This is a genomic window from Xanthomonas sacchari, from assembly GCF_040529065.1.
In the GTDB taxonomy this organism is placed as follows: Bacteria; Pseudomonadota; Gammaproteobacteria; order Xanthomonadales; family Xanthomonadaceae; genus Xanthomonas_A; species Xanthomonas_A sacchari.
Map to the genome: position 1 here is coordinate 2,452,149 of NZ_CP132343.1, position 20,953 is coordinate 2,473,101.

Sequence of the window (20,953 nt, forward strand, 5' to 3'; positions counted from 1 at the left end):
CCCCGGCGATGCGCTGACGCGAGGTGCCGCGCATGCGGCACCGTCGCAACGAAGAAGCCCGGCAGTGCCGGGCTTTTTTGTGGGTGTTGCCAGCGTTGCGATGCGCGACAGATTGGCCGCGCTGAGGCTACGCTCACGCCGGCAGCGCGGGCGCACGCCCCTGCAGCCAGTGTTCCAGCGCCGCGGCCGGCAGCGCCGGCGCGAACAGGAAGCCCTGCAGCACGCGGCAGCCCAGCCGCGCCAGGAACGCGCGTTGCGCTTCGGTTTCCACGCCCTCGGCAACGGTATGCAGGCCCAGGGTCTCGCCGATGCGCAGGACCGAGGTGGTCAGGGTCCGCGAGGTCTGGCAGTGCTCCAGGTCGCTGACGAAGCTCATGTCCAGCTTCAGTTCGTTGACCGGCAACTGGTGCAGATGGCTGAGGCTGGAGTAGCCGGTACCGAAGTCGTCCAACGACAGCAGCACGCCGCTGGCCTGCAGCTGGCGCAGGTTGGCCAGCACCGCGTTGGGGTTGGAGAGCATGACGCTCTCGGTCATCTCCAGGGCCAGGTCGGCCGGTTGCAGGCCGGAGGCGGCGAGCAGGCCCTCCACCCGCACCGGCAGCTGCGGATCGGCGAAATTGTTGGCCGACAGGTTCACCGCCACGCGTGGCACCGGGATGCCGCGCAGGCGCCAGTCGGCCATCTGCCGGCAGGCCTCGCGCAACACCCAGTGGCCGAGTTCGTCGATCAGGCCGCATTCCTCGGCCATCGGCACGAATCGCGCCGGCGAGATCGCACCGAGGTTGGGATGCTCCCAGCGCAGCAGCGCTTCCACGCCGTACAGCGCATGCGGCGCCTGGCTGTCCAGTTGCGGCTGGTAGTGCAATTGCAGCCTGTCGCGATGCAGGGCCTCGCGCAGCGCGGTCTCCATCGCCACGCGTTCCTGCGCCATGCGGTTCATGTCGGAACTGAAGTAGCGCACGCTCTGACCGCCCTCGTGCTTGGCCCGGAACATGGCCAGGTCGGCATGGCGCAGCAGGGTCTCGATGTCGGTGCCGTCCTCGGGGAACATCGCCACGCCGATGCTGGCGCTGGGGTGCAGGGTCATCTGGCCCACCACCACCGGTTCGGCCAGCGCCAGCAGCAGGCGTTCGGCGACGCCGGCGGCGTGCTCGGCGCTGCAGTGCGGCAGCATCAGCACGAATTCGTCGCCGGCCTGGCGGCCGACCAAGTCGGTCACGCCCAGGGTGTCGCAGATGCGCCGGGCGATGTCGCGCAGCAGGCCGTCGCCGGCGGCATGGCCCTGGGTTTCGTTGACGCGCTTGAAGCGATCGATGTCCACGAACAGGATCGCCACCGGCATGCCCTGGTGCTCGGCGGCGGCCAGCGCCTGCTCGGCACGGGCGCTGAACATCACCCGGTTGGGCAGGCCGGTGAGCGAATCGTAGAAGGCGAGTTGGTGAACGCGCGCCCTGGTCTGCTCGCGTTCCAGCGCCAGCGCGCACAGGTGCACGCACAGTTCGATCAGGCGCAGGTGCCAGGCCAGCGGCTCGCGCACCTGCCGGTAGCACAGCGCGAAGCCGCCGAGGACGCGGCCGCTGCTGGACTTGATCGGGGTGGCCACGCAGGTGCCCAATTGCACATGGTCCACCAGCCCCATGTAGTCGGCGAACAGCGGGTCGGTGCGCGGGTCGAGCACCAGCACCTGCTTGCCGCGCCAGATCGAGGTGCCGAGCGCGCCGGCACGCGGTCCCGCGCGCATGTTGCTCATGGTCTCGCCGAACCGCACCGGCATGCTCGGCGCCGCCAGCGGCTGCAGGCGGCCGCTGCCGTCGACGCTGACGATCGCGGCCATCAGCTGTGGCGCGATGCGCTCGACCTCCTTGCAGATCAGCGTGGCGACCTCGACCAGCGGCTGTTCGCGGACCAGCGCATCCAGCACGTTCTTGTGCAGCACCTCGTGCATCTTGCTCTGGGTGATGTCGGTGAACGAGAGGATGTAGTGCTGCTGGCTGCCGTCCTCGCCGGCGATGGGCGTGGCGACCAGGGTGGCCCACAGCGGGGTGCCGTCCTTGCGGTAGGCGAGGATGTCGGTCTGGTGGCCGAAACCGGCGCGCACGCGCTCGCGGGTGTGCTGCACGGTCTGCATGTCGGTACCGGGGCCGGTCAGCACACTGCTCGGCAGATGCCCCAGCACTTCGCTCTCGGCATAGCCGAACACCTGGCTGAAGCCGGCATTGACGTAGAGGATGTTCAACTCCGGATCGCAGACGACGATGGCCGCGTCGCTGGAGTCCAGTGCCAGCGACAGCAGCCGCATCCTGGCATCGCGGGCGCGCTGGGCGCTGATGTCGCGGACGAACAGCACCTGCAGCTGGCTGTAGTGCTGCGGGGCCCGCGCTGCGCTCACCGCCAGCCAGCGCGCCGCGCCCTCATAGTCGTGTGTCAGCAGCTCGTAGCTGCCGCTGCCGCTGTCGTGCAGGCAATGCGCGAGGAAGTCGTCGCGCACCTCGGCATCGGCCAGCTCGCCCAGCGGACGCCCCAGCACCTGCGCGCGTGGACGGTTCCACAGCGCTTCGGCGGTGTGGTTGAAGGCGACCACGCGCCCCTGCGGATCGACGATCAGCACGCCTTCGGGCGCGTATTGCAGGCACAGCAGCAGATCCAGCTCAGATCGGGCCGATGCGACCCGCGCCGCTTCCACGCTGGCGTCGTTGGGCGCGCTCGACGTGACGAGGCGGCGGCCCGGCATGGTCTCAGCGGGCCTGCACGGACAGCGCGATCAGCCGCTCGGCGATCTTGTCCAGCGGCAACACTTCCTGCGCCGCGCCCATGCGGAAGGCGGTGCCGGGCATGCCCCAGACCACGCTGGTGGCCTCGTCCTGGACCAGGGTGCTGGCGCCGGCCTGCAGCATTTCCAGCAGGCCGCGCGCGCCGTCGTCGCCCATGCCGGTCAGGATCGCGCCGATGGCGTTGGCGCCGGCATTGCGCGCCACCGACTGGAACAGCACGTCCACCGCCGGCTTGTGCCGGTTGACCGGCGGGCCGTCGTCGATCTTGCAGCGCCAGCGCGCGCCGTCGCGGATCACCTGCAGGTGCTTGCCGCCCGGCGGCAGGTAGGCGTGGCCGGGCAGGATCGCTTCGCCCTCGGTGGCCTCGCGCACGGCCATCGCCGAGTGCCGGTTGAGGCGGTCGGCGAAGGCGGTGCTGAAGCCGGCCGGCAGGTGCTGGGTCATCACCACCGCCGGGGCGTCGGCCGGCATGCCTTCCAGGACCACGCGCAGCGCCTCGGTGCCGCCGGCGGACGCGCCGATGGCGATCAGCCGGTCGGTGGTGCGGAACTTCAGCGAGGACACCGCGGCGGGCGTGGCGGTGGCGCCGGCCGGTTTCGGCGCGGCCGGCCGGTCCAGCGCGCGGACCTTGGCCTTGGCCGCGTTCTTGACCTTGGTGACGATCTCTTCGGCGTAGCCCTCCAGCCCGCGGGCCACGTCGAGCTTGGGCTTGGAGACGAAATCGACCGCGCCCAGCGACAGCGCCTGCAGCGTGGTGTCGGCGCCGCGCTCGGTGAGTGAGGAGATCATCACCACCGGCGTGGGCCGCAGCCGCATCAGGTTTTCCAGGAACGCCAGGCCGTCCATGCGCGGCATTTCCACGTCCAGGGTGATCACGTCCGGGTTCAGGCGCTTGATCTTCTCGCGCGCCAGCAGCGGATCGGCGGCCGAGCCGACCACTTCGATGCCGGGGGCGCCGGACAGGATCTCGGTGAGGATCTGCCGCACGACCGCGGAGTCGTCGACGATCAGCACGCGGCAAGGGGCTTCCAGGCTCATTCGAACAACTCCACGGCGCCGGTGACGGGGGCTTTGGTGAGACGGGCACGCACCGCCGACTCGGCCGCGGCGATTTCGGCCTCCTCGTGCGCGTGCGGCAGGCGCTGCACGACCACGCGGCCGGTGCCGGGGAAGAACCAGATCTTGCGCGGATGGATGCCGCGCAGGTCCTCGGCCACCACCGGGATCTGCTCGGCCTTCAGGTAGTTCAGCACGAAGTCGGCATTGCGCGTGCCGACCGGGTTGTTGGTGAACCCCTTGAGCACGTTGCCGCCGCCGAACACCTTGGCTTCCAGGCGGTTGCGGGCGGCGCCGCGCTTGAGCAGGTCGTTGATCAGCACTTCCATCGCGTAGCTGCCGTAGCGTGCCGGTGCGCCATCGCCGCTCTGGCCGTCGGGCAGCATGAAGTGGTTCATGCCGCCGATCTTCAGCAGCGGGTCGCGGATGCAGGCGGCCACGCACGACCCCAGGATCGTGGTCAGCGCGGTGTCGTCGTCCACCACCAGGTACTGGGTCGGCAGCAGCTTGGCCGCCGTCGTCTGGAAGCGCGTATCGTGATAGCGCATCACCTGGTCTACGGCCATGGCGGCGGGGCTCATGCGCGATCCTTTTGCGCCCGGCGGTACAGCGTGCGGCCGCAGGGCTGGATCAGGTCGGCCGCATGCAGATAGTTTTCCGAATGGCCGGTGTAGAGCATGCCATCCTCGTCCAGGTGCGGAATCAGCCGCGACAGGATGCCGCGCTGGGTCGGCTTGTCGAAGTAGATCATCACGTTGCGGCAGAACAGCGCCAGGTACGGGCCGGCCACGTCGTAGCGCGGCTCCAGCAGGTTGAGCTGGCGGAATTCGAGCAGGTCGCGCAGCGCCGGCAGCACCCGGCACTGGCCTTCGTTGGCGCCGCTGCCGCGCTGGAAGTACTTGCGCTTGAGGGCGGGATCGAGGCTGGCGACGCGCTCCAGCGCGTACACGCCACGCGAGGCGGTGGCCAGCACCTGGGTGTCGACGTCGGTGGCCAGGATCCGCACCGGCGGGGTCAGCGTGCCGAACGCCTCGCAGGCGGTGATCGCCAGCGAGTAGGGCTCCTCGCCGGTGGACGAGGCGCAGGACCAGATCTTCAGCGGGGCGGCGCCGGAATGCTTCTGCAGCTCCTCGCGCAGCCGCTCGAAATGGTGCGGCTCGCGGAAGAACGAGGTCAGGTTGGTGGTCAGCGCGTTGGTGAACGCCTCCCATTCGTCGCCGCCGTCGCGCTCCAGCCAGTCCAGGTAGTCGCGGAACGAGCGCAGGCCGAGCACGCGCAGGCGCCGCGACAGCCGGCCGTAGACCATGTCGCGCTTGGCCGGGGCCAGGGCGATGCCGGCCTTCTGGTAGATGAGGTCGCAGACCCGCTTGAAATCGCGGTCGCTGAAGTCGAAGTCGCGATTGTCGGAACCGGAGGAGGGCGAAGCGGGAGTCTGGATGGCCATGGTGCGCAGCGATGGTCGGTCAATCGGGTTATCGGCCGGGCGCGGCCGAAATTGACAGCCGGCGGTCAGGGACGGCCGCCGGCGGTGGCTTGCCTGCTCAGAACTCCTGCCACTGCGCCTCGCTGGTCGCGACCGCCGCGATGGCCGGCCGCGGCCGCGCCACCGGCCGGGTTCCGGTGCGGGCGGGAGCGGTCGGCGCGTTGGCGGCGACGCCGTGGTAGGTGTCCAGCTTGAAGGCGGCGATGGCCGCGCCCAACTGGCCGGCCTGGTCCTCCATCGAGCGCGCCGCGGCGGTGGCTTCCTCCACCAGCGCGGCGTTCTGCTGGGTGCTCTCGTCCATCTGCACCACGGTCTGGTTGACCTGCTCGATGCCGGCCGACTGCTCCTGCGAGGCGGCGGCGATCTCGCTCATGATGTCGGTGACGCGCTGCACCGAGGTCACGATCTCCTGCATGGTGCGGCCGGCCTGGTCGACCAGGGCCGAGCCTTCGGCGACGCGGCCGACCGACTCGTCGATCAGGCCCTTGATCTCCTTGGCGGCGTTGGCCGAACGCTGCGCCAGCGTCCGCACTTCGGTGGCGACCACGGCGAAGCCGCGGCCCTGTTCGCCGGCGCGGGCGGCTTCGACCGCCGCGTTGAGCGCCAGGATGTTGGTCTGGAAGGCGATGCCGTCGATGACGCCGATGATGTCGGCGATCTTCTTCGACGAGGCCTCGATGCCGTTCATGGTGGTGACCACCTGGCCGACCACGTCGCCGCCCTGCGAGGCGACGGCGGCCGCGCCGGCGGCGAGTTGGTTGGCCTGGCGCGCGTACTCGGCGTTCTGCTTCACGGTGGAGGTCAGTTCCTCCATCGAGGCGGCGGTGCGCTCCAGGCTGGCGGCCTGCTGCTCGGTGCGGCGCGACAGGTCGCCGTTGCCGCTGGCGATCTCGGTGGAGGCGACATTGATGTTGGCGGCGGCGGCCTGGATACGGCCGACGATGGCCGCCAACTGCGCGGCGGTGGCGTTGGCGTCGTCGCGCATGCGCCCGAACACGCCGTGGTACTCGCCGTGCATCCGCGCGGTGAGGTCGCCGGCGGCGATGGCCTGCAGCAGCGTCGACAGCTCGCCCAGGTTGCGGTCGCTGACGTCCATCATCGCGTTGAGGTCCTGCACCATCGTGCGGAAGCCGTACTGGAACCGTTCGGGGTCGCCGCGCGTGCCGAACGCACCGGCCGCCGCCGCCTCCGCCAGCTGCTTGATCTGCTCGCTCATCGCGGTCAGGTTCTGCTTGGCCATGTCCATGGTTTCGGTGAGCACGGCCTTTTCGCCGGGCAGGCGGTCCATGTCCTCGGACAGGTCGCCGATCGCGTAGCGCTTGATGATGTCCAGCAGGCGCATCTTCACCGCGATGTGCGAGGCCACCAGGTCGTTGGTGCCCTTGACCATCTGCCCGTATTCGCCCGGGAAGGCGTTCTCGTCCATGCGGTAGCTGATGGTGCCGTACGCGTGCTGGCGTGCCATCTCTTCCTGCGCGCGGATCACCGTGTGGATGCGCGAGCGCATGATCAGCATGTCGTCCATCAGCTCGCCGATCTCGTCCTTGCCGTGCGGATAGGTGGCGCCCTCCAGTTCACCGCGCGCCACCGCCTGCGACAGACGCTTGGCCGCGTGCAGTTGGCGCGCCATGCCGCGCGCGATCAGCCAGGCGGTGACGCCGGCGAACAGCACGGCCAGCCCCAGCAGCGCCAGGATCAGCGTCTTGGTGTTGGACAACTGGCTGTCGGCACGGTCCATTTCCCGATTCAGTTCGGCGACGTTGTACTCGGTGAGCGCCACGATGCGATCGAACAGGGTGCGGCGCAGCGCCCGCGACCGGGTGTCGGAGATCGTTTGCGCGCCGGCCACGTCGCCGGCGCGCAGCGCGGCGCCCATCTCGTTGTTGGCCTGCAGGTAGGCCTTCAGGGTTTCCTGCACGCCGGCGTACATCTGCACCTGCTTGGCATCGCGCATCATCGTCGCGATGACCTGCTGGTTCTTCGCCACCTCGGTGCGCACCTTCTGCATGCGCTTGAAGTAGTCGGCCTGGGCCTTGGGATCGTCCGCGCGCGCCAACTGCGCCAGTTCGTAGGTGCGGAATTCGCCGAGCTGCGCGCGTACCTCGGCCATGGCCTGGGTCGCCGGTACCCAGTCGTGCTGGATGCGCCTGAACTCGGCGATCGAGAGATTGGTGCGCGAGTAGGTGAGGGCCCCCAGCACCAAGGTCAGCAGCGTGGTCACGGCGAAGGCGACGATCAGCTTGTCGCGGATTTTCAGGTGCGCGAGGACGTTCATGGGCATTCCATGTGCAGCAGCGGATTGAAAAGGACGGGGCGACCGGCGGGTCAGCCGGCGAGGACGTGGCGAGGCGAGGGCGGCGACAGGGGGCCGACGCGGCGGAGGTCATCCCGGACCGTGCGCAGGCGGCTCCAGGATCTCCGGTGGGACCGCGCAGCGGAGAGCGGGTGGGTGGCACTGGCGGGCAAACGCCGGCCGGTGCCGGGCCTGCGCGTGCGTGCGACGGCGCGGCATCGCCACGGGAGGCTGGACGATGGTGGACGGCGAAGGCTAGGCATCACGTGCTCCCTGAACGGTCGCGGTCGTGACCCGGCGATGTCATGCGCGGATCACGGAGCGTGATCCTGTTATCGACTCGTGCGGCGATTGCTTGAACCGCGCCAGGGGGCGAATCCTCGCGCGTCGCGTGATTGTTCCTATCGCAGCGGTATTGGCGCTCAATCGGCCCCGACGGTCGGGCCGGCCGTGCGGACCAGCCGCAGCGGCGCCTGCCGTGCGGCGGTGCGTGCCGTTGCCGGTGGCGCGGTGCCTGCGCCGCCGTCCGTACCGGCCGGCGCCGCGTCCAGCCGGAACACCGCCGCCGCCTCGCCGAGCCGGCGGCCTTGCTCTTCCAGCGCCCGTGCCGAGGCGCCGGCTTCCTCGACCACGGCGACGTTCTGCTGGATCGCCTGGTCCATCTGCGCCACGGTGCTGCTGACCTGCTCGATGCCCATCGACTGCTCCCGCGAGGCCGCGGCGATCTCGCCGATGATGTCGGTCACGCGCTGCACCGAGGTCACGATCTCGCTCATGGTGCGGCCGGCCTGGTCGACCAGGGCCGAGCCCTCGCTGACGCGACCGACCGAGTCGTCGATCAGCGTCTTGATTTCCTTGGCGGCGTTGGCCGAACGCTGCGCCAGCGTCCGCACTTCGGTGGCGACCACGGCAAAGCCGCGGCCCTGTTCGCCCGCACGCGCCGCTTCCACCGCGGCGTTGAGCGCCAGGATGTTGGTCTGGAAGGCGATGCCGTCGATGACGCTGATGATGTCGGCGATCTTCTTCGACGAGGCCTCGATGCCGCTCATGGTCTCGACCACCCGGCCGACCACGTCGCCGCCCTGCGAGGCCACCGAGGCGGCGCCCACCGCCAGTTGGTTGGCCTGCCGTGCGTGCTCGGCGTTCTGCTTGACCGTGGAGGTCAGCTCCTCCATCGACGCGGCGGTCTCCTCGAGGTTGGCGGCCTGCTGTTCGGTGCGGCGCGACAGGTCCTCGTTGCCGGTGGCCAGTTCGGTGGTGGCGCCGTGGATGCTGCGCGCCGCGGCCTGGATGCGGCCGACGATGTCGGCAAGCTGGTCGGCGGTGGTGTTGGCATCTTCGCGCATCCGCGCGAACACCCCGTGGAATTCGCCGTGCATGCGCGCGCTCAGGTCGCCGGCGGCGATGGCCTGCAGCAGCGTGGACAGCTTGCCCAGGTTGCGGTCGCTGACCTCCATCATCGCGTTGAGGTCCTGCACCATCAGCCGGAAGTCGTGCTGGAAGCGCGCCGCGTCGCCGCGCACGCTGAAGTCGCCGGCTGCGGCCGCGGCGGCCAGGCGCTTGATCTCGGTATTGATCGCCAGCAGGCTGGCCTTGGCCGCATCCATCGACTCGTGCAGCACCGCGCGGCTGCCGGGCAAGCGGCGGGCGTCGCGGCGCAGGTCGCCATTGGCGTATTCGTTGAGGACGGCGATGGCGTCGACGATGGCGTCGAGGTGCTCGAACATCATGCGGTTGATGCTCGCGGCCAGGTCGCCGTACACGCCGGGAAAATCCTCCGGCATGCGGTGGGACATGTCCTTGTCGGCGTGCAGCACCGCCATCCGTGCGGTCTCGTTGGAGAAGCGCTCCAGCATCCGGATCATCTCGCCGGTGGCGCCCAGCATCTGGCCGGTCTCGTCGCGGCCGGGATTGTCGATGCGCACGCTGAGATCGCCACGCGACACCGCGCGGATCGCGTCCAGGCTGCGCGCCACCGGGCGCAGCACCGAGCTGCCGATCAGCCAGTTGATGCCGAAGGTGAGCAGCACCAGGATGCCGCCGGCCAGGGTCATGACGCCGGTGAAGATCAAGGCCTGCCCCTGCACGTCGTCCATGTAGACGCCGGTGCCGATCACCCAGTGCCAGGGCGCGAACGGCGCGTTATAGGAGACCTTCTCCACCGGCTTGTCGTTGCCGGGCTTGGGCCACAGGTAGTCGACGTAGCCGCCGCCGGCCTCGGCCACCTTCACGAACTCACGGAACACCGGCTTGCCGTCGGCGCTGAGCACCTGGCCGATGTCCTTGCCGACCAGGTCCTTGCGGGTGGGGTGCATCAGCATGGTCGGGTGCATGTCGTGCACGTAGAAGTAATCCACGCCGTCGCGGGCCCGCATCGACTCCAGCGTGCGCAGGGCGGTGCGTTGCGCTTCCTCCAGCGGCATGCTGCCCTTGTCCACTTCCGCGGCATAGGCGCGTACCACGCCCAGCGCAAGTTCGATCTGTCCCTTCAGCGCCTGCTCGCGGGTATTGCGGATGTCCAGGTACTGCATCCGCGCGGCGATCACCGCCAGCAGGACGATGCCGGCACCCAGCAACACGGTCTGCCACAGGAACTTGCGGCGCAGCGGCAGATCCGAGAGACGGGTGAGCAGTGAGCGAGACGACATGGACGTGGTCCTTGGAGGTGTTCACTAGGCTTTAACGGCCGCGATCGCGATGAAGTTGAGCGCGCGGCGCGCCGCCTTGTAGACAATTCACGCCTTGGCGCGGCCACAAAAAAAAATCCCCGGCGCGAAGGCCGGGGATGGGAAACGCTGCGACAGGCTGGGCCGGCCTCAGAATTCCTGCCAGTCCGAATCGGCCAGCGCCGGTTCGGCCTTGCGGGCGCGCACGGCGGGTTTGGCGGGAGCGACGGCCGCCGGCTTCTTCGCCACCGGTGCCGGCTTCGGCGTGGTCACCGCGTGCGGGGCATGCGTCGCCACGGCCTGTGCCGACTGCTCGACACGGAAGATCGACACGGCTTCGGTCAGCTGGCCGGCCTGCTCTTCCATCGAGCGGGCGGCGGCGGTGGCTTCTTCGACCAGGGCGGCGTTCTGCTGGGTGGTCTCGTCCATCTGGGTGACAGTCTGGTTGACCTGTTCGATGCCGGCCGACTGCTCCTGCGAGGCGGCGGCGATCTCGCCCATGATGTCGGTGACGCGCTGCACCGAGGCGACGATCTCGGTCATGGTCTGGCCGGCCTGGCGCACCAGGGTCGAGCCATTGGCCACCTGGCCGACCGACGCATCGATCAGGCCCTTGATCTCCTTGGCGGCGTTGGCCGAGCGTTGGGCGAGGGTACGCACTTCGCTGGCGACCACGGCGAAGCCACGGCCCTGTTCGCCGGCGCGCGCGGCTTCCACTGCGGCGTTGAGCGCCAGGATGTTGGTCTGGAACGCGATGCCGTCGATGACCGAGATGATGTCGCCGATCTTCTTCGAGGACGCCTCGATGCCGCTCATGGTCTCGACCACCCGGCCGACCACGTCGCCGCCCTGCGAGGCCACCGAGGCCGCACCCGCGGCCAGCTGGTTGGCCTGGCGCGCGTGTTCGGCGTTCTGCTTGACGGTGGAGGTCAGTTCCTCCATCGAGGCCGCGGTCTCTTCGAGGTTGGCGGCCTGCTGCTCGGTGCGGCGCGACAGGTCGTCGTTGCCGGCAGCGATCTCGCCGGCCGCGGCATTGATCGCGTTGGCCGCCTGCTGGATGCGACCGACGATGGCCGCCAGCTGCTCGGCGGTGGCATTGGCGTCGTCGCGCATGGTCGCGAACACGCCCTTGAAGTCGCCGTGCATGCGCGCGGTGAGGTCGCCCTGCGACAGCGAGGTCAGCAGCTTGGACACTTCGCCGATGCTGTCGCCATTGGCCTGCAGCAGGCCGTTGAGCTGCTGCGCCAGTTGCAGGAAGAAGCCGTGCTTGCCGTCGAGGCCGACGCGCCCGCTGAGGTCGCCGGCGGCGGCCTCGCGCACGATCTTGGCCACTTCCTGTTCGACCTGCGCTTCCAGGGTGCGGTCGCGCGATTCGCAGACGAACCCGATGTGGGTGCCGTGCTGGTCGCGGATGGCGGTGATGGTCTGGGCGATGCGCGCGTCGACGTAGGCCATCTCGCGCTCCATCACGCCCTTCTTTTCCAGCTCCGACAGGGTCTTGGGATCGTGCTGGTTGCCGTACTCCAGCACGGTGACCGGCGAGCCGACCAGCGGCAGGCTCGAATCGAAGGCTGGCGCCACCGAGTGGATCTGCTCGGCGTACTTGTCGGTCAGGCCCTGCATCGAGGGATTGGCGTAGACGATGTTGTAGTCCAGGTCGACGATGAACATGCCGGTCGAGGAATTGTCCAGCGCGGTGCGGATGCGCAGGTTCTCGGCAGCCACCGCGGCGTCGCGCTCGATGCGCCCGCGCAGGTCCTGCTGCATGCGCTTGAGCGCCTGCATCAGTTCGCCGAATTCGTCCTTGCCGTTGGCGTCGATATGGCCGTCGAGCTTGCCGCCGGCCACATCGCTGGCCACCTTGACCGCATCGCGCACGCTGTTGGCCAGCATCCGCCCGAACAGGACGGCCAGGCCCACCGCCGCGCCGAGGCCGATCAGCAGGCAGATCAACAGGGTCGCGGAGGCCTTGCTGTAGGTGCCGCTGGCGGCATCGGCCGCGGCCTTGGCCTGGCGGTCGTTCTCGGCGATCAGGGCGACGACATCGTCCACCACCTTGTTGTGCAGGGTGCGGGTCTCGCCGGTGAAGGTGTCGATGGCGTCGTCGTGCAGGTCGAGCTGCAGCATCTCGTCGACGGACTGGTAGGAGGCGCTGGCCTTCTTCCAGTCGGCGACCAGACGCTCGTAGATGGTCTTTTCCTGCGGGCTGCCGATCTTGGGCGGATACTGGGCCAGGATCTGGTCCATCTGCTTCTTCAGCGCGACCTTGCGCGCGGCCGATTCCTTCTTCAGCGCATCGCTGCTGCGGATCAGGCTCTGGTAGGCCGCGTTGCGGTACTCGCCGAGGATGCCGCGCATTTCGCCGCCGGTGCGCACGCTCGGCACGACCTGCGCCGACACGTTGCTGGCCACGCCATTGAGCGAGTGCAGACCGCGATAGGCGGCCACGCCCTGGATGAGCATCAACGCCAGCACGACGCCGAACGCCAGCATCAGTTTGGGCATCACCTTGAGATCTTTAATCCACTGCATGAGCGCGTTTCCCGTAATTCGGAGGGGGCGACAAGGGCAAGAACGGCAAACGCCGCCGCGCCGGACCGCATGCACGGGTCCAGCACGGCGGCGCCGGGGCTTACTTGATGGTGGCCAGCTTCAGGCTGGACGGCGCGCTGACCTGGATTTCGGCGCGCGAGCTGTCCCGCTCGATCTTGCCGATCACGCACACGTCCTTGCCTTCCAGGGTTTCCGGCGGGAAGCCGAACTTGCTGCGGTCGGCGCCGGCGATGCGGGCGGAGAAGGTGTGGCGCGGGAACATGCCGCCCATGTACAGGAAGGTCGGCTCGCCCTCGGAATTCTGCGCGTACTTGGCTTTCTCGACCTTGCCGCAGACCATGCCGTCCTTGCCGACGAACCGGGTGGCCATCTCCGGCGGGATCATCTGCTGGGACTGGGCGAAGGTGCTGGGGCTGGCGGCGAACAGCAGGACCAGCAGCATGGGAAAGCTCGGTTTCATGGAACGACTCCTAGAGGGCGGGGGGATGAAGTGAGGGCTGTGTGATACCGGCCACTCTTCAGCTATCGGCCTGAAACCGGTTAACTTGATTCTCACAAGTGATAAACAGTTCGCATTTCAATAAAAAACCCGCCGGGCGGCGGGTTTCGTCTACAGCCCGGCGGCGCAGGCCGCGTCAGGCGGCTTCGTCGACGTGGGCGTGCTGCTGGCCGAACTCGGCGCTGTCGAGCAGGGTCTCGATATCCAGCAGAATCAACATCTTGTCGTCCTGGGTGCCGATGCCCGAGATGAAGCGGGTGTCGACCGCGGCGCCGAACTCGGGGGTCGGACGGATCTGTTCCTGGTTCAGCGGGATCACGTCGGAGACGCTGTCGACCACGATGCCGACCACGCGGTTCTCCACGTTGAGCACGATCATCACGGTGAAGGCGTCGTAACGGGCTTCCTTCAGGCGCAGCTTCAGGCGCAGGTCGATGACCGGCACGATGGTACCGCGCAGGTTGATCACGCCCTTGATGTACTCGGGGGCGTCCGGGACCCGGGTGACCGAATCGTAGCCGCGGATTTCCTGCACCTTGAGGATATCCACGCCGTAGTGTTCTTCGCCGAGGGTGAAGCTGAGGAATTCGCCGCCAGTGGCGTCGGAGGTGGAGCTGGTCTTGTCGTTCATCGTGTGCTCCTGGTGCGCACGGGATTGCGGGTGGTGGCGTAAGGGGAAAGCGCGACTCTGATGCTAGATCGGCGCGGTGGCGGCGAACTTTAGGCCCGGAACGGCGTGCCACTGCCGGCGTTCAGGAAAGTACGCCGCTCTTGCGGGCGCTGCGCTGGCGTTCGATGCGGAACACGTAGCGCTGGATCGCCGCGTCGGCGCCGCGCGGCAGGTCCTGGAAACGCATGCCCACGCGCAGCGTGTCCTGGCCGTTGGCCAGCTTGCAGACATACATGTTGCAGACCTGCAGGGTCAGGCGGATGGCATCGGCATCGGGCAACTGCAGCACGCAGTTGGGGTAGCTCTGCTGCAGTTGCGGCATGGGCTGGCCCTGCACCAGGGCCACGGCCAGACCGCCGCCGCTGATGTCCACCACGCGCAGCTTCAGTTCCACCTTGCCCTCATCGTCCTCGAAACGCAGCACGCACAGCGGCGAGTCGGTGATCGGGGTCTCCAGGCGGAAATGCTCGCGCCGCTGCAGGTAGTACAGCGATTCCGGCAGCGCGGCGCGGAAGCCCGGCTGGCCGTCGTCGTCGGTGCGCTGCGGGGATTCGATGCGGAAACGCACCCGCACCTTGTCCAACTGGGCGAAGCACAGCAGGTACTCGGCCTGCTCGGCGGCGCGGTTGGAGGCTTCGTTGACGCTCAGGTCCAGCAACAGGCTGTCCTCGTCCAGGTCCAGCAGCGCGGTCGAGAAGGCCTGGTCGCGGCCGCCCACGTGGGCGCTGACCTGCGAACGCTGCTGGATCAGCGACTGCAGCAACTGGCGGATCTGCCGGGGCTTGGTCAGCAGGAAACGATCGTCCTCCACTTCTTCTTCCGGCGAAGACGGGACAGGGGAGTCGCTGGGGATGCCTTCGGCCATGGTGGACAATGCGTACTGGTGGTGGGTGAGGCGGCGCGCGTCGGCCCGCCCCACGCATGCTATCGGCTGAGCACGGCGTTTTTGTAGACCGGACGCACGTTGCCGACTGTGGCACTGGCGCCCAGCGGCGGGCGCTGCTCCAGGGTGAAGGATGCCACGGCGCGCGCCAGTGCGCCGGCTTCCTGTTCCATCGAGCGGGCGCTGGCGCTGGCTTCCTCGACCAGTGCGGCATTCTGCTGGGTGGCCTCGTCCATCTGCGCGACGGTCTGGTTGACCTGCTCGATGCCGGCCGACTGCTCCTGCGAGGCCGAGGCGATCTCGCGCATGATGTCGGTGACGCGCTGCACCGAGCTCACGATCTCCTGCATGGTCTTGCCGGCCTGGTCGACCAGCGCCGAGCCTTCGGCCACGCGGGTCACCGAGTCGTCGATCAGGTCCTTGATCTCCTTGGCGGCACCGGCCGAGCGCTGCGCCAGCACCCGCACCTCGCTGGCCACGACGGCGAAGCCGCGGCCCTGTTCGCCGGCACGGGCGGCTTCCACCGCGGCGTTGAGCGCGAGGATATTGGTCTGGAACGCGATGCCGTCGATGACCGAGATGATGTCGGCGATCTTCTTCGAGGAGGTCTCGATGCCGCTCATGGTGGCGACCACCTGACCGACCACGCTGCCGCCTTGCGAGGCGACGGCCGCCGCACCCACCGCCAACTGGTTGGCCTGGTGCGCATGCTCGGCGTTCTGCTTGACGGTGGAGGTCAGCTCTTCCATCGACGCCGCGGTCTCTTCCAGGCTGGCCGCCTGCTGCTCGGTGCGGCGCGACAGGTCCTCGTTGCCGGCGGCGATCTCGCCGGCGGCGGTGTTGATCGCATCCGAGGCGCCCTGGATCTGCCGCACGATCGCCGACAGTTGCGCGGCGGTGGCGTTGGCGTCGTCCTTCATGTTCGCGTACACGCCCTGCAGGTCGGCATCGATGCGCCGCGACAGGTCGCCCTGGGCCAGCGCGCGCAGCATCTGCTGGATGTGACCCAGGCCGGCCGCGCCGGCGGCGAGCATGGAGTTGATCTGTTCGCCCAGCTGCAGCAGGAAGCCGTGCTTGTCGTCCAGGCGGATGCGCCCGCCGAGGTCGCCGGCGACCGCGCCGCGCACGATGCCGGCGATCTCCTCTTCCACCGCCACTTCCTCGGTGCGGTCGGCCCATTCCACCACGAAGCCCAGGCGGTTGCCGGTCGCGTCGGTGACCGGATTGACGATCAGGCGCATGGTGTGGCCGCCGACGCGGATCTGCGCGCGGTGGGTGCCCTTCAGCTCGGCGAGCATGCGCGCCTGGTGCTCGGGATGGCGATGGAACACGTCGATGGTCTTGCCCAGCAGGTCGCTGGCATCGAACTGCGGCAGGTCGCGGCGCAGGTCGTCCTGCACGTCGCTCAGCATCTGCAGCAGCGGCCGGTTGACGTAGACGATGCGGCGCTCGGCGTCGGCGATCATCACGTTGGTGGTGACGTCGTCCAGCGCGGTGCGGATGCGCAGGGTCTCGCGCTGCGCCTCGCTGTCCTGCTCACGGCTGCGCAGCAACTGCGCGTTGGCCGCCACCAGGGTATGGGCGATGGAGCCTTCCGGCAGGTCCAGCGCGCGGATCGCCGCCGACAGCGGCTGCTGTTGGGCCATCGCACGCGCGGCCTGCGCCAGGTCGTGCGGATCGTGGCCCACGTCCAGCAGTTGCCGGCGCATCTGCACCGCCATCGGCACCAGGATCGCGGTTTCCACGACCACGTACAGCGCATGGATGACCAGGATGCCGATGCCCGCGTCGGCGGTGAACGCCAGTACCGGCAGGCCGCGGTGCTGCAGCCAGAAGAACAGCACGTGATGCACGGCGATCGCCGCGGCGGCGACCACGATCGGCCGCCAGTCGCGGTAGTACAGCAGCAGCGCGATCAGCAGGATCACGCCGAAATGCACCTCGACCATGCCGCCGGACTGCTGGATCAGCACGGCGGCCTGCACCATCAGGCCCAGCGCCACCGTGCAGCGGCTCAACAGACTGCCGGGGTGCAGCTTCACCTGCAGGGCAACGACCGCCAGGGTCGGCAGGCTGACCGCCAGCCATGGTGTCCACGCGGCCTCGTGCCAGGCGGCGGCCAGGCTGGCGAGCGTGGCCACGACGGACACCGCCACGAACAGCCGGTCGGCCTGCGCCGCCAGTTTCTGCAGGTAGACGTAGCGCTCGTTGCCGACGAGAAAATGGCCTTGGGTAGGCGAGGCGCTCATGCAAGGGGCTCCTTGGAGTCGGTGGGACAGCTGCACTGGGCAGGAGAGATCAGCGGCGAGGGATCGCCGCTTGCCAGCAAGCGTGGGATCAGCGCGGCGGCGGCGATCGACGTGCCGCATCCGGCCAGTTGCGCCGGACCGGCATAGATCAGGCGCGCATGCGCATCGAACACGATCAGCGCATACGGCAGCGCCAGCGGCGCAGGGCGGTTGCGCAGGTCCACGCTGTGGATGCCCGGCAGCGCGAGGGCCGCAGGTGCAGCGCAGGCGCAGCCGGCCACGCGCAGGCGAAACGCGACGGCCTGGCCGGAGGGCAGGGATGCGGGGGCGAACGCCAGCAGGCGTGTGCGGATGGCGTCGGCACTGTCGGCCGGTGGCGGGGTGGCGAGTGCCACCAACCGGGTGGCCGCCCAGATGGTCCAGAGCACCAGCAGCAACAGCCCCCATGGCACGCGGGCGAAACGTCGCGAGCGGTGCGTCGTGGCGGAGAGTGCCTGCATGGGAAACAGCCAGCGCGACGCCGGTACTCACCGGCTGCTCACGTTATCGACAGCACCTATCGTTCCTTAAGGTGGCAGTCATCACAATTCACGTGGTGGTAACGACGCTGATGTACGCATTTCGCGAAAAACTTGATGCGCGGTGCCAGAAACGCGCTCGGCCGCGGAAATGGTCCGCGGCCGAGTGGTATGTAGGGTAAAGCCTCGGCATGTTGCGGATGCCGAGGTCTGGGCGCGACAGATGGCCCGTCTGGTTGCGCTACCGCGCGCGTGGACTCAGGCGAAGGCGTGCGCCGGCCTGCGTGCGGCCGACACCGCCGACGGGCGCAGCGATGATGTCTGCGCTTCCACCTTGAACACCGCCACCGCCTGGCGCAGTTGCCCGGCCTGCTCCTCCATCGAGCGGGCGGCCGCAGTGGCTTCCTCGACCAGTGCGGCGTTCTGCTGGGTGCTCTCGTCCATCTGGGTGACGGTGCGGTTGACCTGCTCGATGCCGGACGATTGCTCCTGCGAGGCCGCGGCGATCTCGCCGATGATGTCGGTGACGTGCTGCACCGAAGTCACGATCTCCTGCATGGTGGTGCCGGCGCGCTCGACCAGCGCCGAGCCTTCGGCGACGCGGCCGACCGACTCGTCGATCAGGCCCTTGATCTCCTTGGCGGCATTGGCCGAGCGCTGGGCCAGGGTGCGCACTTCGCTGGCCACCACCGCGAAACCGCGGCCCTGTTCGCCGGCACGGGCGGCTTCGACCGCCGCGTTGAGCGCCAGGATATTGGTCTGGAAGGCGATGCCGTCGATGACCGAGATGATGTCGGCGATCTTCTTCGAGGAGGTCTCGATGCCGCTCATGGTCTGCACCACCTGGCCCACCACCACGCCGCCCTGCGATGCCACCGAGGCCGCGCCGGCGGCGAGGCGGTTGGCGTCGCGCGCGCGCTCCGCGTTCTGCTTGACGGTGGAGGTCAGTTCCTCCATCGACGCAGCGGTCTCCTCCAGATTGGCGGCCTGTTGCTCGGTGCGACGCGACAGATTGTCGTTGCCGGTGGCGATCTCGCTGGCGGCGCCGTTGATGCTGACCGCGGCGGTCTGGATGCGCGCGACGATGGCGGCCAGTTGTTCGGTGGTGGCGTTGGCGTCGTCGCGCATGGTGGCGAACACGCCCTGGAAGTCGCCGTGCATGCGCGCGGTCAGGTCGCCGGCGGCGATCGACTGCAGCAGCGACGACAGCGCCTGCAGGTTGCCGTCGGCGGTGGCCATCAACTGGTTGAGGCTGTCGACCATCAGGCGGAAGTCGTACTGGAAGCGCTCGGCGTCGCCGCGCACGCTGAAATCGCCGGCCGCCGCGGCGCCGGCCAGGTGCTTGATCTCGGTATTCATCGCGGTCAGGTTGTGCTTGACCGTGTCCATCGTCTCGGTGAGACGGGCCTTTTCGCCGGGCAGGCGGTCCATGTCCTCAGACAGGTCGCCGATGGCGTAGCGGCCCATGATCTGCGCCAGGCGCTCGGTCACCGCGATGTGCGCGGCGGCCAGCGCATTGCTGTCGCGGACCATGCGCCCGTAGTCGCCGGGGAAGCTGCTTTCGTCCATGCGGTAGCTGGTCTGGCCCACGTCGTGGCGCCGCGCCATTTCGGTCTGTGCGGCCAGCACTTCGCGCAGCTGTTGCTGCATGCGCTGCATGTCGGCCAGCAGCCGTCCGCTTTCGTCGCGGCTGGGCACCACGATGCGGGCGTCGAGGCGGCCTTCGGCGATGTCGGCGGCGACACCGGCAGCGCGACGCACATTGCGGGTCAGCGTGATCAGCGTGTGCGCACAGATCGCCGCGATCAGCAGGGTCAACACGCCGAGCCCGGCCGCCGCGGACCACATCGCCTGCAGCGACGCGTCCAGGTGCCGTTGCGACTGGCGCTGCAGCGCCTGCAAGGCGGTGGCGCTCAGGCCATGCAGGGCCTCGTCCCAGCCGTGCAGGGCCACGTTCCAGCGCTGGTCGGCGTCGGCGCCGCCGCTGTCCAGGGCCTGCGCCAGTTGCGGCAGGGCGCGGTCGGCGACGGCGGCTTCGTTGCTCACCGCCTGCGTCAGCGCCGGATCCTGCTGCTCGAGCAGGCCAAGGGCCTTCTTCAGTTCATGCCGCAGGCGCGCCTGGTCGCGCGCCAACTCACCGATCTGGGCGCGCAGGATCGGGGTCTCCGTACCCGCCTGGGACGGATCGTGCATCGCATCCAGTCGGGTCAGGGTCTGGCTGGTGACTGGGGCGTAGATCAGGCTGCTGACCACCAGGTGGTAGCTCTCCACGTAGGGGGTGTAGACCAGTTGGCTGTCGTCGCGCAGGGCGTCCAGCGCGTCGTCGGCCTTGTCGGCGACCGCCGCGAAGTCGTTGCGCCTGGTCTGCAAGGTCTGCTGGAGCTGCGCCAGCGCCGCCGTGCTGCGGTCGAAGCCGGGCAGGGCCGGCACGGTCCGTTGCAGTTCGCCCAGCGCCCGGTCCGCGGTCTCGCGCGCCTGCGCCGCATCGGTGCCGGTGCCGACCTGTTCTTCCTGCAGGGCCGCCAGCAGCGTCAGCATCTGCCGCAGTGGCGCATAGCTGCGCAACTCGGCGCGGCTGACCTCCACGCCGTCGTTGAGCGTGCGGGTGTACAGCAGCAGCGGAATGACCAGGCCGATCAGGGCCAGGACCCCGATCAGGCTGAGTTTGCGCGCGATGGGGAGGTCGTGCCAGATCCGCAGGCGGGAGCGGCGTTCGGAGGCGGGCGGAGCGGCGTGGTTCGCGGAGTGCGACGTCATTGCGCGGGTCTCGGAGGAAGAGCGAAAGAAGGCCTGCGCTCGGGTGGAGCGCAGGCCATGGGAATGCAGGATGGAACGGACCGTCGTCGAGCTTCGCCCGGCTGGGACGCGTGCCTTCGGCGTGATCGCCGGGGCTCGACCGAATCGGGCAAATCTTTAGCGGCGGCGTTAGACAAAAATTGAATCTGTGATCCGAGCAAGTTAAACGTCCATCAGGGTTGTAGCGCCTGCATGAGGACACACTGGACCAGACATACGTGGCGCCACGCCGCACGGATGCAGCTGCGATGCAGGGTATTGTGCGATCCGCGGATGACGGCACGGTTCCGGAATGCGTCGACCTGCCGAGATGCCGTGAACGGCGGCGGTCTGCGGGTGGGAGGAACGTCCTCGCCCGATCCGTTCGCCCGATGGGCGCGTTGCGTGCCCGCGCCGCTGGTCTCGCACGCGGCCGACAGAGCGGGCTGCGCCGCTGTGACGCGGGGGCGCACGAGGCAGGTCGGCGCTGACGTGCCGAAGGAGACGCGCGATGCGCGTAGACGCGTGGACAGCCGA

At 68.8% G+C, this 20,953-nt stretch carries 13 protein-coding genes; all 13 read right to left on the reverse strand.

Annotated features, from left to right (window positions below; genetic code table 11):
• Positions 1-133: 133 nt before the first annotated feature.
• Entirely contained in the window at positions 134-2,731 is a 2,598-nt protein-coding gene (locus RAB71_RS10425) for an EAL domain-containing protein (protein ID WP_010343319.1), read from the reverse strand.
• Between the two features lie 4 nt (positions 2,732-2,735).
• Positions 2,736-3,809 carry a chemotaxis response regulator protein-glutamate methylesterase gene (locus RAB71_RS10430; RefSeq protein ID WP_041500147.1) on the reverse strand — a complete coding sequence of 358 codons (1,074 nt, stop codon included), beginning with the start codon at positions 3,807-3,809 and terminating at the stop codon, positions 2,736-2,738.
• Positions 3,806-4,408 carry a chemoreceptor glutamine deamidase CheD gene (gene cheD, locus RAB71_RS10435; protein ID WP_010343316.1) on the reverse strand — a complete coding sequence of 201 codons (603 nt, stop codon included), beginning with the start codon at positions 4,406-4,408 and terminating at the stop codon, positions 3,806-3,808. Before cheD ends, RAB71_RS10430 begins: the two co-directional genes overlap by 4 nt.
• Complete coding sequence (locus tag RAB71_RS10440; protein ID WP_010343315.1) at positions 4,405-5,271, reverse strand: CheR family methyltransferase; 867 nt, start codon at positions 5,269-5,271, stop codon at positions 4,405-4,407. Before RAB71_RS10440 ends, cheD begins: the two co-directional genes overlap by 4 nt.
• A 97-nt stretch (positions 5,272-5,368) precedes the next feature.
• Positions 5,369-7,585: a methyl-accepting chemotaxis protein gene (locus tag RAB71_RS10445; protein WP_041500149.1), complete on the reverse strand. Its 2,217-nt coding sequence runs from the start codon at positions 7,583-7,585 to the stop codon at positions 5,369-5,371.
• Positions 7,586-8,025: 440 nt separating this feature from the next.
• The gene (locus RAB71_RS10450) at positions 8,026-10,251 is read right to left on the reverse strand and encodes a methyl-accepting chemotaxis protein (protein WP_010343310.1); all 2,226 of its coding nucleotides are present in this window, start codon (positions 10,249-10,251) and stop codon (positions 8,026-8,028) included.
• 168 nt (positions 10,252-10,419) lie between these two features.
• Complete coding sequence (locus tag RAB71_RS10455; RefSeq protein ID WP_041500152.1) at positions 10,420-12,801, reverse strand: methyl-accepting chemotaxis protein; 2,382 nt, start codon at positions 12,799-12,801, stop codon at positions 10,420-10,422.
• Positions 12,802-12,901: 100 nt separating this feature from the next.
• On the reverse strand, positions 12,902-13,264 hold the full coding sequence (locus tag RAB71_RS10460) for a hypothetical protein (protein WP_010343305.1): 363 nt from the start codon (positions 13,262-13,264) through the stop codon (positions 12,902-12,904).
• Between the two features lie 193 nt (positions 13,265-13,457).
• Positions 13,458-13,952 carry a chemotaxis protein CheW gene (locus RAB71_RS10465; RefSeq protein ID WP_010343304.1) on the reverse strand — a complete coding sequence of 165 codons (495 nt, stop codon included), beginning with the start codon at positions 13,950-13,952 and terminating at the stop codon, positions 13,458-13,460.
• 121 nt (positions 13,953-14,073) lie between these two features.
• Complete coding sequence (locus RAB71_RS10470; protein WP_029562131.1) at positions 14,074-14,856, reverse strand: flagellar brake protein; 783 nt, start codon at positions 14,854-14,856, stop codon at positions 14,074-14,076.
• A gap of 59 nt (positions 14,857-14,915) precedes the next feature.
• A complete protein-coding gene (locus tag RAB71_RS10475; RefSeq protein WP_010343302.1) occupies positions 14,916-17,123 on the reverse strand; it encodes a methyl-accepting chemotaxis protein in 2,208 nt (735 codons plus the stop codon).
• On the reverse strand, positions 17,120-17,623 hold the full coding sequence (locus tag RAB71_RS10480; protein ID WP_234006563.1) for a hypothetical protein: 504 nt from the start codon (positions 17,621-17,623) through the stop codon (positions 17,120-17,122). Before RAB71_RS10480 ends, RAB71_RS10475 begins: the two co-directional genes overlap by 4 nt.
• A 276-nt stretch (positions 17,624-17,899) precedes the next feature.
• Entirely contained in the window at positions 17,900-20,398 is a 2,499-nt protein-coding gene (locus RAB71_RS10485) for a methyl-accepting chemotaxis protein (protein ID WP_010343300.1), read from the reverse strand.
• Positions 20,399-20,953 lie beyond the last annotated feature (555 nt).

Coding starts and splice junctions, on each gene's coding strand:
- RAB71_RS10425 (WP_010343319.1), bottom strand. CDS start 2,731: ATGCCGGGCCGCCGCCTCGTCACGTCGAGCGCGCCCAACGACGCCAGC.
- RAB71_RS10430 (WP_041500147.1), bottom strand. CDS start 3,809: ATGAGCCTGGAAGCCCCTTGCCGCGTGCTGATCGTCGACGACTCCGCG.
- cheD (WP_010343316.1), bottom strand. CDS start 4,408: ATGAGCCCCGCCGCCATGGCCGTAGACCAGGTGATGCGCTATCACGAT.
- RAB71_RS10440 (WP_010343315.1), bottom strand. CDS start 5,271: ATGGCCATCCAGACTCCCGCTTCGCCCTCCTCCGGTTCCGACAATCGC.
- RAB71_RS10445 (WP_041500149.1), bottom strand. CDS start 7,585: ATGAACGTCCTCGCGCACCTGAAAATCCGCGACAAGCTGATCGTCGCC.
- RAB71_RS10450 (WP_010343310.1), bottom strand. CDS start 10,251: ATGTCGTCTCGCTCACTGCTCACCCGTCTCTCGGATCTGCCGCTGCGC.
- RAB71_RS10455 (WP_041500152.1), bottom strand. CDS start 12,801: ATGCAGTGGATTAAAGATCTCAAGGTGATGCCCAAACTGATGCTGGCG.
- RAB71_RS10460 (WP_010343305.1), bottom strand. CDS start 13,264: ATGCTGCTGGTCCTGCTGTTCGCCGCCAGCCCCAGCACCTTCGCCCAG.
- RAB71_RS10465 (WP_010343304.1), bottom strand. CDS start 13,952: ATGAACGACAAGACCAGCTCCACCTCCGACGCCACTGGCGGCGAATTC.
- RAB71_RS10470 (WP_029562131.1), bottom strand. CDS start 14,856: ATGGCCGAAGGCATCCCCAGCGACTCCCCTGTCCCGTCTTCGCCGGAA.
- RAB71_RS10475 (WP_010343302.1), bottom strand. CDS start 17,123: ATGAGCGCCTCGCCTACCCAAGGCCATTTTCTCGTCGGCAACGAGCGC.
- RAB71_RS10480 (WP_234006563.1), bottom strand. CDS start 17,623: ATGCAGGCACTCTCCGCCACGACGCACCGCTCGCGACGTTTCGCCCGC.
- RAB71_RS10485 (WP_010343300.1), bottom strand. CDS start 20,398: ATGACGTCGCACTCCGCGAACCACGCCGCTCCGCCCGCCTCCGAACGC.